Raw genomic sequence first — 12687 nt, forward strand, 5'->3', positions numbered from 1 at the left:
GCCTTGCTGACAACGTGAAAGAGGTGGGACGGTTGTCCGTCCCACCTCTTTTTGCCTTGCGCGTGGGCTTAGTGCCCGGCGTCGTACCAGCTGGGTCCGACGCCGATCTGGACCTCAAGCGGAACGCTCAGGTCCGCCGCGGCAGCCATCTGCTCGGTGACCAGTTTCTCCACGGCGGCGCGTTCGCCGGTGGCGACTTCCAGGACGAGTTCGTCATGGACCTGCAGCAGCATCCGTGACTTCAGCCCCTGGGCCTTCAATTCAGCGTGGACACCGAGCATGGCACGCTTGATGATGTCCGCGGCCGAGCCCTGGATGGGGCTGTTCAGTGCGATGCGTTCGGCGTTTTCGCGCAGCTGCCTGTCCGTGCTGGTCAGGTCCGGCAGGTACCGCCGGCGTCCCTCGATGGTGGCCGTGTAGCCGTCCACGCGGGCCTGGTCGACGACGCCGCGAAGGTAGTCGCGGACGGCGCCGAACCGGTCGAAGTAGTCCTTCATGAGGGTCCGTGCTTCATCGACGGAGATCTCCAGCTGCTTGGACAGGCCGAAGGACGTCAGGCCGTAGGCCAGGCCATAGGACATGGCCTTCACCTTCGAGCGCATGGCGCTGGTGACCTCTTCGGTGGGCACGTGGAAGATGTTCGAGCCGACGAACCGGTGCAGGTCCTCGCCGTCCTTGTAGGCCTGGATGAGGCCCTGGTCGCCGGACAGGTGCGCCATGATGCGCATCTCAATCTGCGAGTAGTCCGCGGACAGCAGGCATTCGTAACCCTCCCCCACCACGAAGATGCCCCGGACGCGCCGGCCTTCCTCGCTGCGGATGGGGATGTTCTGCAGGTTGGGGTTGTTGGAGGAGATCCGGCCCGTTGCTGCCACGTTCTGCGCGTACGTGGTGTGGATGCGGCCGTCCTCTGCCACCGATTTCTTCAGGGATTCAAGCATCTGGCGCAGCTTGGCGGCCTCGCGGTGGGCCATCAGCTGCACCAGGAACTCGTGCCCGGTCTTTTCCAGCAGGTTCTTCAGCGAGGCCGCGTCCGTGGTGTAGCCCGACTTGATCTTCTTGGTCTTGGGCAGCTGGAGTTCCTCGAACAGGACAGTCTGGAGCTGCTTGGGCGAGCCCAGGTTGACCTCGTGGCCGATCGCCGCAAAGGCCTGCTCCTGCGCCTGGTCGATGACCCTGGCAAGGTCGGCGAGCTGGTCGTCCATGCGTGCCATGTCGATGCCGATGCCGGCGAGTTCCATGTCCGCAAGGACCCGGCTGACGGGCAGCTCCAGCGTGGACAGGAGTTCCTCGGCCCGGCGCTCCTTCAGTTCCGATTCGAAGTAGCTGCTGAGGGCAAGGACGACGGCGGCGGCCTGGACCAGCGCGTCGGCGGCGGCATCGTCCTCGCCGTCGAAGGAGAGCTCCAGCTGCCCTGCCTTGGCTGTTGCGCCAGGGATACCCACGTTCAGGTGGTGCTGGGCCAGCTCGGCGAGTTCATAGGTGCGCCGGTCGGGCTGGATGAGGTAGCCGGAGATGGAGGTATCGTCCACGACGCCGTCCAGCTCCAGCCCACGGGAACTCAGGGCTTTGAGGGCGGCCTTGAAGCCGTGCATGACTTTCGGAGCGCCGGGGTCGCGCAGCCAGGCAGCCAGGACGTTCTCCGTCTCGGCATCCTGTCCGGACAGGTCAATGTAGGCGGCGGCGCCGTTCCGTACGATGGCCAGCGCTGCGGCGTCCTCGCCGATGCGGCCGGGGATGAGGTCTACCGCGAGGGCGGAGCGTTGTCCGGCGCCCGCGGCCAGGAACGCGGACAGTTCCGCGGCGTCACCCGGGGTGACGTACTCGGGAGTGTCGATGCTCTCCCGCTCGGCGGCCGGCTTGTCCTCATCGCCGTACAGCGCGAAGAGCCTGTTGCGGATGGTCTTGAATTCAAGTTTGTCGAAGAGGTCCTCGAGTGCTGCCTGGTCAGGGCGCGGCTGGTACAGGTCATCGAGTGTGACGGGGAGTTCAAGGTCCGTGTGGAGCTGGTTCAGCCGGCGGTTCCGCTTCACGGCGTCGACGTTCTCGCGCAGCGCGTCGCCCACCTTGCCGCCAATGGAATCCAGGTGTTCCAGGACGCCCTCGAGTCCCCCGTAGAGGTTGATCCACTTGGCTGCGGTCTTCGGTCCGACGCCGGGCACGCCCGGGAGGTTGTCCGCGGTTTCGCCCACCAGTGCGGCGAGGTCGGAGTACCTGCCGGGGCTGACGAAGTACTTTGCCTCGATGGCGGCGGCATCCATCCGCGGAATATCGCTGACGCCCTTTTTGGGGTACAGCACAAAGACGTTGTCCGTGATGAGCTGGAATGCGTCCCGGTCCCCCGACACCAGCAGTACCTCGTACCCGGCCTTTTCACCCATGGCGGCGAGGGTGGCCAGGATGTCATCAGCCTCATAACCGGGCATTTTGATGGTCTTGATGCCCCAGGCCTCCATGACCTGCCCAATGAGGTCAATCTGGTTGTTCATCTCCCGGGGGGTTTCGTTCCGGCCACCCTTGTATTCGCTGTACTCGGTCTTGCGGTGGGTGGACTCGTCGGAGACGTCGAAGGCCACGGCGATGTGGGTTGGCTGCTGCTCCTTGATGAGGTTGATCAGCATGGAGGTGAATCCGTGGATGGCGTTGGTGTGCTGCCCGTTGGTGGTTGAGAACTTGTCCGCAGGCAGCGCGAAAAAAGCGCGGAATGCCATGGAGTGGCCGTCCAGGACGAGCAGCCGCGGCTGGCCGGTCATGGGGACTACGGGGGCGGCGGTCGCTGAAACGGACCCGCCGGCCGGGACCCCAACGTTGTCCTGACCTGCACCTTCCCCGACTGCAGCGTCCTGGAGGGCGGTTGAGCCCTGCGGGGCGTTGTCCTCCTGCAGGGTTTGGGACGGGAAAGGGGCCGGTTTGGTTGTTTCACTCACAGGTGCCAGCCTAGTTGCCATGATGGACAATTTCACGCCCGGCCCCTTCGCCGAAGAGCTTTCCGCCGCCGGCATCCCTGAGCACCTGCATGCCTGGCTTGGGCAGTTCGGGATCGGCGCCCTGGTGGTGAAAATGGGGATCCGGTTCCAGGAGATGAGCCCCGGGCGCAGCGTTGCCACCATGCCGGTGGAGGGCAACACGCAGGTCGCGGGAATCCTGCACGGCGGGGCGCACGTGGTGCTCGCCGAAACACTGGGATCCTTCGCCGCCGGGATGCATGCCGGGCCGGGCCGCCATGCGGTGGGCATCGAGGTCAACGCCACCCATCACCGCTCCATCTCCACCGGAACCGTGACGGGAACGTGCACAGCCATCCATCTGGGCCGGACCCTGGCCACCCATGAGATCGTGATGACAGACGAGCAGGGCAGGCGGCTGTCCACGGCACGCATCACCAATATGATCCGGGACAACATCCCCGAGCCCCGTCCAAAAGCGGCGGGTCAGTCCGTTGCAGGGGACGACTAAGGACGGCTGACAGTGACGATGCACACGGAGGCCCCTTAACCTGAACGTATGCGCAGGGTCAGCGGAACCTGGATTGCCGGTGTCTCTTTGCTGCTGACCGCGTGTTCCGCTGCACCTGCGTCAGTTGCTGAATCTGAGCACGCGGGCGGGCTCCCAGCTCAGGCAATCACTGCCAAGCCAGACTCCTCCGGCCGGGATCTTGCATACCCTTTTCCGACGGCAGGCTGGCTGGACGACGGCGCCAGGTTCGCCATTGTGCTGGCCGGCAGTTCGAGCTGCCCTGCGTTTCCGTCCTCCATCGACGTTGCCGATCCTCACACCATTAAACTGGGCCTCGACACCCGCGGCGGACCCAACTGCACAGCCGACATGGCGCCGCGCACCTACATCATCAGGACTCCAACCGGGATAGACAGTTCGGGTCAGGTAACACTCCTGTTTGGCGAAACTACCGTGGCGCTGCCGCCGCTATAGAGCCCACCGGCTCCCGACCCCTGGCTCCCGGCTCCCGGCTCAATCAGGGTCCGCCAGGGTCACCTGGGCGCCAGCAGGCGGGGCAGGATTGGCGATTTCCGGTGGCAAAGCCGCTGAGGAAATCTCCGCCGTGGGCTGTCCGCCTCATTGTCGGACCCCCTTGGCAGGATGGGTTTATGGGCAGGGAAGCGGTGGCGAGGGCGTTTGCGGAGATCAGGGCCGCCCTTGCCGTGCTCGATGCGGAGGTGGACGGGCGCGGTTCGGAGCCGTTCTCCGCTGCCGATCCCTTAGCCGGACTGGCAGACGGGAGCCTGGACATCCTCGCCGGTGCGGCGGCGGTGGAAGCCGGCGTGGCGGGGCTGAAGGCCCGCGCTGCCATGAAATACGCCGACACCGCCCACGCCCTGGCCCCTCCCGGAATGCCGGTGCCGGCACAGGAAATGGCCGTGGCCGCCGAAATCGGGTGCGTGCTGGCCCTCGGGCCGCGGGCCGCCAGCACGTTCCTGTCCGCATCCCACGCACTGACCACCACCCTGCCCCTGACCCTCGCGGCCCTCCACGCCGGCACGATCTCCTGGCAACACGCCCGGGTCATGGTGGACGAGGCAGCCACCCTCGACCCCGCCGGCGCCGCCGCCCTGGAAGCCCACTTCCTGGACCCGCACACACCACGACCAGCCGCCGCAGCCACGATCGGGGAGATGCCCGCTCACCGGTTCAAACACAAAGCCCGCACCTGGCGCGAACGCCACCACACCGAATCCATCGGGAAACGCCATACCAAGGCCGCGGCGGACCGGCGGGTCGAATACCGGCCTGACCAAGACGGCATGGCCTGGCTCTCCGCTTGTTTGCCCGCGCACCAGGCGCTGGCAGGCTGGAACCGGCTCAACGCCCTCTCCCGCGCCGCACAAGGACCCACCGAACCCCGCACCCTCACCCAACTCCGGACCGACAAATTCGCCGAAGCCATCCTCACCAGCGGCACCAACAGTGGCAGCAACCACGGGAGAGCCGACAGTCCCGGCATTCCTGCAGATACCAGCGTCGCGGCAGACACCAGCGTCGCGGCAGGCACCAGCGCCGCGGCAGATACCAGCAGCGGGGCAGATGCAGGAACGGATCCCGCCCCGTCGTCGTCGATCCGGGCCCAGGTCCTCGTCACCGTCCCGGTCTTCGCCCTCATGGGCCTGACCGACGAACCAGCAAATGCTCGACGGATACGGACCCATCCCAGCCTCCATGGCGAGGGACCTGGTCGCCAACGGCGCCGATTCGTTCCACCGCGTCCTGATTGACCCGCGGGACGGCGCCCCGCTGGAAATCGGGCGCACCAGCTACCGGGTCACCAAAGCCATGCGGAACTGGCTCCGGCTGCGCGACGGCAAATGCCCCTTCCCCGGCTGCAGCAACAGCTCTTTGGATAACGAGGCAGACCACCTCCTCGCCTGGCACCACGGCGGCACCACCGGAATCAGCAACCTCGGACAACCCTGCCCAAAACACCACAAACTCCGGCACACCAGCGGCTGGACCCCAACACCAGCCACCAAAAACCAACCTCCCGGCTGGACATCACCCACCGGCCGCCAGTACAAAAGCGAACACCAGGACTGGGAACCACCCCACTGGCCGGAGTCTGCCCTGTCCGCCATGCCCGCGCACCTGAAACCCGGTGAGCAGCGCCGGGAACGTCACAGAGGGCAGGCACACCGCCCCGCGGATCTGCTTCATCGCGGGCTATCCCAGGCAGAAGTCGAGCTGGAGGAGTTCTTCTATGGCAGCGGCTGACCGGGCGGCTGCGCGGTCATTGATCTGCATGCCGACCGTTTTACGTCGTTGACCTATGTGCCGCTGGCCACGCTGCCATCCAAAAGGTACCGCAGCTCAACGATGCCCCTGCCCATGGTGCGGGAGGCAACCAGCTCGAGCGGCGGCGTCGGCCCTTCCAAAGGGAGCAGCCGCTTGCCGCTTCCCAATACGACGGGTATCACGGACAGGATAATTTCGTGGAGCAGGCCGGCGGCGGCGAACTGCGCGGCAAGGTTGCCGCCGCCCACCACCCAGACGTTCCTGCCGCCCGCGTCCCGTTCAAAGTCCGCTGCGAACTCGGTGACATCCCCGCGGACGAACGTGATGTCAGCGCCTGCCGGGACCGGATACTCATGATGGGTGAACACGTAGGACGGCGTGCCGGGGTAAGGCCAGTTGTCCGGTTCGTGCTCCAGAAGCCAGGAGTAGGTTTCTCCGCCCATGACGATGCAGCCCACATCCGCCATGAACGACTCGTAGCTTTCCTTGCCGCCTTCGAACCCGTCGAACTGCAGGAGCCAGTCCAGGTCATCAGTGGGGGTGGCAATGAAGCCGTCCAGGGAGGCGGCGACGTAGTACTGGATGCGAGGCATGGGCCAAGCCTAGCCAACCACGCCAGAGCCTGCCAGAGACTGGCTGGACCAGAAACGGGTGGGCAGAAACCGGCTCACGCCAGACCGTTTAGGGCACTGCCGGCGTCGAGCTGGGGAAGCGAAAGGGGCCTGGTCAGCCGGAGAAGTACGGAATGATCAGGTACAGGCCGAAAAGAACCGCCAGGCTGCACAGGCCGAAGCAAATGTAGGCAAGCGACCGCTTGATACCCGGGGACGTCTGCTGGACGTCAGCGGCGATGGCGGTGAGCCGAACGCCGAGCGAGTAGAGGACCACAACTGTAACCGCGGCCGCCAGGGTGGCGCCGGCAACGGTCAGGAGTTCCAACCACTTCATCGCTGAGTCTCCTTCTGGTTGTTGGCGTCAGCGTCAGCCTTTGCCTGGGCCTTGGCTTTGGCGTGGGCGCGCGCACGCGCCATGGCCTTCTTTTTGGCGAAGCGCACGGCCTGGCCGGCTTCCTCCACCTCGATGGCGTTGTGGTGGCCGACGGCGGACTTGCGAGAGTAAAAGAACATAAAGAGGACAGCTGCCGTGCCGGCAACGGCGGCGATCAGGACGCCGATCACACCGGTCTTGACCAGCAGGGCGGTCAGCGCCCCCACAATGCCTGCGGCCGGAAGAGTGAACAGCCAGCCAAGGGCGATCTTGCCCACCATGCTCCAGCGGACGCTGGTTCCCTTCCGGCCCATGCCGGATCCGATCACGGAACCGGAGGCCACCTGGGTAGTGGAGAGCGCAAAGCCGAGGTGCGAGGACGCAAGAATCGCGGACGCGGTGCTGGTCTCGGCCGCGAAACCCTGGGCGGGCTTCACTTCGGTGAGGCCGGCACCCATGGTACGGATGATGCGCCATCCGCCGGCGTAGGTGCCCACGGCGATGGCGAAGGCGCACGCGGCAATCACCCAGAACTGGGGACCGGATCCGGGTTCCTGGGTGCCGGCGGCGATCAGCACCAGGGTGATGATGCCCATGGTCTTCTGGGCATCGTTGGTGCCGTGGGCCAGGGCTACCAGGCTTGAGGTGAAGATCTGTCCGGTACGGAAACCGCCGCGCTTCTGGGTGAGCTTGCTGCCGGTCTCCGGATCATGCCGGGACGTCAGGGCGTATGCCAGCCGCGTGCAGATGTAGGCGACAATGCCGGCGATCAGCGGAGCGAAGATGGCGGGGAGGATGACCTTTTGCATCAGGCCCTCGAGGTTGATCGAGTTGAAGCCGATGCCGGCGATCGCGGCGCCGATCAGACCGCCGAACAGCGCGTGCGAGGAACTCGACGGCAGGCCCTTAAGCCACGTGATCATGTTCCAGAGGATGGCGCCCATGAGGCCGGCGAAAATAATGTCCGGGGTGATCTGGATCCCGTCCGACCCTTCCCGGATGATTCCGCCGGAGACCGTCTTGGCCACCTCGGTGGACAGGAACGCGCCCACGAGGTTCAGGATGGCCGCCAGGGTCACCGCGGTCTTCGGCTTGATGGCACCGGTTGCAATGGGCGTGGCCATGGCATTCGCGGTGTCATGGAAGCCGTTCGTGAAGTCGAAAAATAGTGCCAGTGCGATGACCAGCGCCACCATGAAGGTGATATCCACCTGTTGCCCAATCTGCAGAGTCGACGTTCAGCAGTTTCATCTCCCCCGGCTGCCTTGCACAGCATAATTCACCAGCTGTTCGCTTGGAATGACCTGTGGCGTTAACACAACCGGCGTGAAACCTTATCGATCGTACGCGTCCCCGGCATCAGGTCAAAACAACGGCCGCACCAGAAATGACTGCACCCGCTGCAGTTCGGCGGGCGAGATTCCGCGCCGCGGGTCCGGGGACAGGGCCAGGATCCGGCGGTCCAGGAGCCTGGCCCAGGACTGCGCTTCTGCCTCGAATGCGAGCTGGTCGTCAATCCACGCCACGGCTTCCGGGCCGGTCTCCTCCACATCGTCCTGAATGGCCGCAAGCTTCCACCAGCCGGCGCCCGTACCCGCTCCATCCGCCGTCAGGTAGGGCCACCGTGCCCCGTCCAGGCCGATGGCCGGGCACAGGTACTGCGGGGCGAGTTCTTCCCAGCTGGTGAGCCAGACGCACCGCACCCCTGGCGTGGCGGCGATCCTGTTGAGCGCGTCCACCAGTTCCGGCGCGTAGGCCACGGGCAGGAGCCCCGCGGTGGAATTTTTCCAGCCGGTTCCCCAGCCGCTGGCGCCTTCCGGTCCGAAAGGACAGATAACGCCGTCGACGTCGATATAGAGCGTGCGGGTCACGGCCGGTGGTCCAGGGAACCTAGCGGTGGCGGAAATCGGACGGTTCCCGGCCGGCGTCAAGCCCTGGCGCTGCCTGCCGTTCCAGGGCGGCAAGGGTGGCATCGGGCAGGACGATGAGGCCATCGAGTTCGCGGCGGGCGCGCTTATAGGCTGCCTGCCGCTCGGCTGGCGTTGCGGCATGGTCCCCGGCGATCCTCAGCAACTGCCGGGCAGTGGCAAGGCGTTCGCGTTCCGGGCCGGTGAACTTGCTGTCCCTGATCCGGAGGGCTTCACGTTCGGCCACGTCCAGCGCCACCGCGAAGCTGTTGACCGCCTTCCGGTAGGCTTCCAGCCGCGAGGGCGAGGTCATGTCCTCCGGGGAATCCGGGCGCTGGCCGTCCGCCTCCCTCTTCGCCCGGAGGAAGGCGACAGTGAGCGGTTCGCGGACATCGGTCATGAGCGGAAAATCGATGAGCTTCCCCACGTCCAGCTCATAATCCAGCCAGCGCTTATTGATGGCGTCGTGGGTGGCAACAAGCGCTTCAACGTCCGCTGCCGAGGCCCTTTCGAGTTCGCGGGACTGGTTCCTGAGCGTGTACAGCTCCACTTTTCGCCGGTGCCGCCGTTCGCCAGCCTTGCGCAGGGAGTTGGTCCAATGCCCGGCAAAGGCCATCGCGGGGAAGACCAGCCACCATTTATCGTCCAGGAACTCAAAGAGGGATTCCACGCGTCAATCCTCGCACCGCCCGGCACCCTCCTCAAGAACCCGCCTCCACCCCAGGAAACGGCACACGCCGGGCGGCGGATCAGCCCTGGGGAGTTCCCGCGGCGCCCTGGGCGCTGTTGACGTTGATCAGCCAGGCCACGCCAAAGCGGTCCGTGCACATGCCGAAAATGTCACCCCACGGCGACTGCTCCATGGGCACGGTCACCGTTCCGCCGTCGCCGCTGAGCTTCTCGTAGTAGCCGCGGAGTTCTGCTTCATCGTCTCCGCTGAGGGAGATGGAAATGGACGCCCCGGGCGTATACCCCATGCTGTTCGGCGTGTCGGCGCCCATCAGCACCATCCCTTTGCTGGTGGTGAGCATGCCGTGCATGATCTTCTCCGACTCCGCAGGATCGTCGCTGGCCTGGAACTCCCCGAAAGTGCTCAGGGTCAACTCCCCGCCGAAGACGGACTGGTAGAAGTTCATCGCTTCGCGGGCGTTGTCGCGGAAGCTGAGGTAGGGATTGAGGGTGGTCGGCATGATGGATCTCCTTGGCGTGGGGACGGGACATGGTGGAACCAGTCACCATCCTGCCTCAAAGCAGGTGCCGGTGGTAGGGGAAAGGGACGGGTGGTGCACAAGAGTCCGGCTGGGCCGTAGGCTCTGGGGCATGGCCAGATACTTTGACGTTCACCCCCAGGACCCCCAGCCGCGCGCCATCACCCAGGCGGTCAAGATAGTGCTCGACGGCGGCCTGATCGCCTACCCCACGGATTCCTGCTATGCGCTGGGCGCCCAGGTGGGCAACCGGGACGCCCTCGACCGGATCAGGAGCATCCGCCGGCTGGACGACAAGCACCACTTCACGCTGGTCTGCCGGGACTTTGCCCAGCTGGGACAGTTCGTGAACATCGGGAACGATGTCTTCCGCAGCATCAAGGCAGTCACCCCGGGCGGCTACACCTTCATCCTTCCGGCAACGAAGGAAGTTCCCAAGCGCCTGCTGCATCCCAAGAAGAAGACCGTGGGTGTGAGGATCCCGGACAACCGCGTGGTCCAGGCGCTGCTGGCAGAACTGGGCGAGCCGCTGCTCTCAAGCACCCTGCTGCTGCCCGACGAGGAGGATCCGCTGACCCAGGGGTGGGAAATCAAGGAACGCCTGGACCACCAGGTGGACGCCGTGATCGACGCTGGCGATTGCGGTTCCGAACCCACCACCGTGATCGACTACTCCTCCGGGGTGGCAGAAGTGGTCCGGCGCGGAACCGGCGACCCGTCCCGCTTCGAATAGACGGCCCGGTTCTCCGCCCCGGCCGCAGTTACTGGCGGCGGCCAGCCCCTTCCGGGCGGGCTAGTCCTGCTTCCGCGCCCTGCTGGGCTGCACCCGGGGCGGCTCGCCCGGCATTTTGGGGTAGTCCGGCGGGAAGGGGAGTTCGCCCAGCCCGGACTTGAGGTCGCGGTCCCACCATTCGAGCAGGGTATCGATGGTCCCCGGCTTGCTGTGCATTTTGGCCCAAGGGTCACCGACCGTTTTAAGCCGGTCCGGCACGGTCAGGATGGTGAAGTCCTTCGGGTCCACGTGTCCCAACTCGTCCCAGGTGATGGGGCAGGACACTGGCGCATGGGCCAGCGGCCGCGGGCTGTAGGCGCCTGCGATGGTCCGGTCCCGGTTCGCCTGGTTGAAGTCCACGAACACCCGCTGGCCGCGCTCTTCCTTCCACCAGGCCGTGGTGACCTTGTCCGGCATGCGGCGTTCCAGCTCCCGGGCCGCGGCGATCACGGCATGCCGGACGTCAAGGAATTCCCTGGTGGGTTCGACGGGCGCGTACACGTGCAGGCCCCGGTTGCCGGAGGTCTTGATGAAGCATTCCAGGCCTGCCTCTGCCAGCACCTCCTTCAGCGCCACGGCAGCCGGGACGGCGTCGTCGAAATCCGTTCCAGGCTGGGGGTCAAGATCGATGCGGAGCTGGTCGGGGTTGTCCGTGTTGTCCGCGCGTGACGGCCAGGGGTGGAACACGATGGTGTTCATCTGCACTGCCCACACCGCGGCGGCGGGCTCGTCAAGTATCAGCATGGGATGTGAGCGGGCGCTCGGGAACACCACGGGCGTGGACCGGATGAACTCAGGGGCGCCCTTCGGCGGGTTCTTGGAGAAGAACATTTCCCCCTCGATGGTGCCCGAGAACCTCTGCAGCGCCACTGGCCTGCCGCCATTGGCAGCGATGAACGCGTCCCCGACGTCAGTGATGTACCGGGCCAGGTCGAGTTTGGTGATTCCGGGTTCGGGCCAGATCACCCTGCTGGGGCTCGAGATGCGCATTTCGCGCTCGCCGTGCGGGCCCGGGACTGTCAGGGTGGTCTGTTCACTCGCCATGGGGACAACGTACACCCCTGCATCGGAGGCCCGGCAGATTTGCGCAGCCGGTCCGGCAAGATGGAGGCATGTCCGTTTTAGAATCAGACTTTTCCATCGCTGTGGGCGAGGGCACGGTGTCTGCCGCGTACGCCCGTCCCGACAGTCCGTCCGCCACCGTGGTGGTGGCCCATGGTGCCGGCGCAGGCATGGAGCATCCCTTCCTGCGCGGGTTCACCGATGGGTTGAACTCCCTGGGCATTGCCACCCTGCGCTTCAACTTCCCCTACCGGGAGGCGGGGCGGAAATTTCCGGACCGTCCGCCCGCCGCCATTACCGCCTGGCGGGCCGCTATGGCGGCTGCGGCGAAGCGGGCGGCGGACCACGGCGACACCGGCCCGCTCTGGGCGGCCGGTAAATCGTTCGGCGGACGGATGGCCTCCATGGCCGTCGCGGAGGGGATGGAAGCCGCCGGGCTGGTGTACCTGGGTTACCCCCTGCATGCTCCGGGGAAGCCCGACAAGCTCCGGGACGAACACCTGTACGGCATCACTGCGCCCATGCTTTTCCTGCAGGGCAGCCGGGACACGTTCGCTACCCCCGGGCTCCTGGAGGATGTGGTGGGCAGGATCGGACCCTCAGCCGTCCTGCAGTGGGTGGACGGCGGTGACCATTCCTTTGCGGTGGCAGGCCTCAAGCGTTCCGCGGCAGAGGTGGGCGCCTCCCTGGCGGAGCCGGTGGCCCGCTTTGTCCGCGCCTCCGGCTGAGGCCGGAGGCGTTCCAGGGGCCGGGCCGGCCGAAGACCGGCTGTCAGGCGGCTTCTTCGTGCCACCATCCTTCCCAGGCTGACGAAGTGAGCTGTCCTTCGGGGAATTCCGTGCTTCCGGTTCCGCCCGTGGGGAACCGGCTGTCATCGCTCCGGCGGCCGTCGAGCAGGAGATTGAGGTTGTTGAGGAGAAACATCTGTAGGTCCTTCCATGTCTGCGTGTGGACCACTCTGTCCAGGTGGAAACGAGCCTATGCGGCGCATGTTTCAGCACGTCGACGC

Annotated in this window: 12 protein-coding genes and 1 pseudogene; 4 read left to right on the forward strand and 9 right to left on the reverse strand. The window is 65.8% G+C overall.

Annotated features, from left to right (window positions below):
* Positions 1-68 precede the first annotated feature (68 nt).
* On the reverse strand, positions 69-2753 hold the full coding sequence (gene polA / locus HTS88_RS01115) for a DNA polymerase I (RefSeq protein WP_174174799.1): 2685 nt from the start codon (positions 2751-2753) through the stop codon (positions 69-71).
* A gap of 193 nt (positions 2754-2946) precedes the next feature.
* On the opposite strand from polA, the gene HTS88_RS01120 reads away from it, so the two are divergent.
* Entirely contained in the window at positions 2947-3456 is a 510-nt protein-coding gene (locus tag HTS88_RS01120) for a hotdog fold thioesterase (RefSeq protein WP_174174620.1), read from the forward strand.
* Between the two features lie 650 nt (positions 3457-4106).
* Positions 4107-5721 (forward strand): annotated as a pseudogene (locus HTS88_RS01125) (HNH endonuclease signature motif containing protein).
* 53 nt (positions 5722-5774) lie between these two features.
* Here HTS88_RS01125 and HTS88_RS01130 read toward each other — a convergent pair.
* From HTS88_RS01130 to HTS88_RS01155, 6 genes are all read right to left on the reverse strand, one after another.
* A complete protein-coding gene (locus HTS88_RS01130) occupies positions 5775-6335 on the reverse strand; it encodes a dihydrofolate reductase family protein (protein WP_174174622.1) in 561 nt (186 codons plus the stop codon).
* A gap of 133 nt (positions 6336-6468) precedes the next feature.
* Positions 6469-6690, reverse strand: a complete 222-nt coding sequence (locus tag HTS88_RS01135; RefSeq protein ID WP_066275545.1) for a hypothetical protein — start codon at positions 6688-6690, stop codon at positions 6469-6471.
* Positions 6687-7940: an inorganic phosphate transporter gene (locus HTS88_RS01140; RefSeq protein WP_174174623.1), complete on the reverse strand. Its 1254-nt coding sequence runs from the start codon at positions 7938-7940 to the stop codon at positions 6687-6689. Before HTS88_RS01140 ends, HTS88_RS01135 begins: the two co-directional genes overlap by 4 nt.
* A 153-nt stretch (positions 7941-8093) precedes the next feature.
* Positions 8094-8600, reverse strand: a complete 507-nt coding sequence (locus tag HTS88_RS01145; protein ID WP_174174625.1) for an HAD domain-containing protein — start codon at positions 8598-8600, stop codon at positions 8094-8096.
* A 19-nt stretch (positions 8601-8619) separates the two neighbouring features.
* Positions 8620-9306, reverse strand: coding sequence for a hypothetical protein (locus tag HTS88_RS01150; protein WP_174174627.1), 687 nt, complete (start codon positions 9304-9306; stop codon positions 8620-8622).
* Between the two features lie 79 nt (positions 9307-9385).
* On the reverse strand, positions 9386-9826 hold the full coding sequence (locus HTS88_RS01155; protein WP_174174629.1) for a VOC family protein: 441 nt from the start codon (positions 9824-9826) through the stop codon (positions 9386-9388).
* Between the two features lie 130 nt (positions 9827-9956).
* On the opposite strand from HTS88_RS01155, the gene HTS88_RS01160 reads away from it, so the two are divergent.
* A complete protein-coding gene (locus HTS88_RS01160) occupies positions 9957-10577 on the forward strand; it encodes an L-threonylcarbamoyladenylate synthase (protein ID WP_174174631.1) in 621 nt (206 codons plus the stop codon).
* 60 nt (positions 10578-10637) lie between these two features.
* On the opposite strand, the gene ligD is transcribed toward HTS88_RS01160, so the two are convergent.
* Positions 10638-11660 (reverse strand): non-homologous end-joining DNA ligase, encoded by a 1023-nt coding sequence (gene ligD / locus HTS88_RS01165; protein ID WP_174174633.1) that lies wholly within the window; start codon positions 11658-11660, stop codon positions 10638-10640.
* Between the two features lie 68 nt (positions 11661-11728).
* On the opposite strand from ligD, the gene HTS88_RS01170 reads away from it, so the two are divergent.
* Positions 11729-12406, forward strand: a complete 678-nt coding sequence (locus HTS88_RS01170) for an alpha/beta hydrolase family protein (protein WP_174174635.1) — start codon at positions 11729-11731, stop codon at positions 12404-12406.
* A gap of 43 nt (positions 12407-12449) precedes the next feature.
* Here HTS88_RS01170 and HTS88_RS01175 read toward each other — a convergent pair whose 3' ends face one another.
* Positions 12450-12602: a hypothetical protein gene (locus HTS88_RS01175; protein ID WP_174174637.1), complete on the reverse strand. Its 153-nt coding sequence runs from the start codon at positions 12600-12602 to the stop codon at positions 12450-12452.
* Positions 12603-12687 lie beyond the last annotated feature (85 nt).

This window comes from Pseudarthrobacter oxydans (assembly GCF_013314975.1).
GTDB lineage: Bacteria > Actinomycetota > Actinomycetes > Actinomycetales > Micrococcaceae > Arthrobacter > Arthrobacter oxydans.

Excerpts from the sequence above, each read along its gene's own strand:
- HTS88_RS01135 (WP_066275545.1), bottom strand. The coding sequence starts at position 6,690 with ATGAAGTGGTTGGAACTCCTGACCGTTGCCGGCGCCACCCTGGCGGCC.
- polA (WP_174174799.1), bottom strand. The coding sequence starts at position 2,753 with ATGACCGGCCAGCCGCGGCTGCTCGTCCTGGACGGCCACTCCATGGCA.
- HTS88_RS01175 (WP_174174637.1), bottom strand. The coding sequence starts at position 12,602 with ATGTTTCTCCTCAACAACCTCAATCTCCTGCTCGACGGCCGCCGGAGC.
- HTS88_RS01170 (WP_174174635.1), top strand. The coding sequence starts at position 11,729 with ATGTCCGTTTTAGAATCAGACTTTTCCATCGCTGTGGGCGAGGGCACG.
- HTS88_RS01155 (WP_174174629.1), bottom strand. The coding sequence starts at position 9,826 with ATGCCGACCACCCTCAATCCCTACCTCAGCTTCCGCGACAACGCCCGC.
- HTS88_RS01120 (WP_174174620.1), top strand. The coding sequence starts at position 2,947 with ATGATGGACAATTTCACGCCCGGCCCCTTCGCCGAAGAGCTTTCCGCC.
- HTS88_RS01160 (WP_174174631.1), top strand. The coding sequence starts at position 9,957 with ATGGCCAGATACTTTGACGTTCACCCCCAGGACCCCCAGCCGCGCGCC.
- HTS88_RS01130 (WP_174174622.1), bottom strand. The coding sequence starts at position 6,335 with ATGCCTCGCATCCAGTACTACGTCGCCGCCTCCCTGGACGGCTTCATT.
- ligD (WP_174174633.1), bottom strand. The coding sequence starts at position 11,660 with ATGGCGAGTGAACAGACCACCCTGACAGTCCCGGGCCCGCACGGCGAG.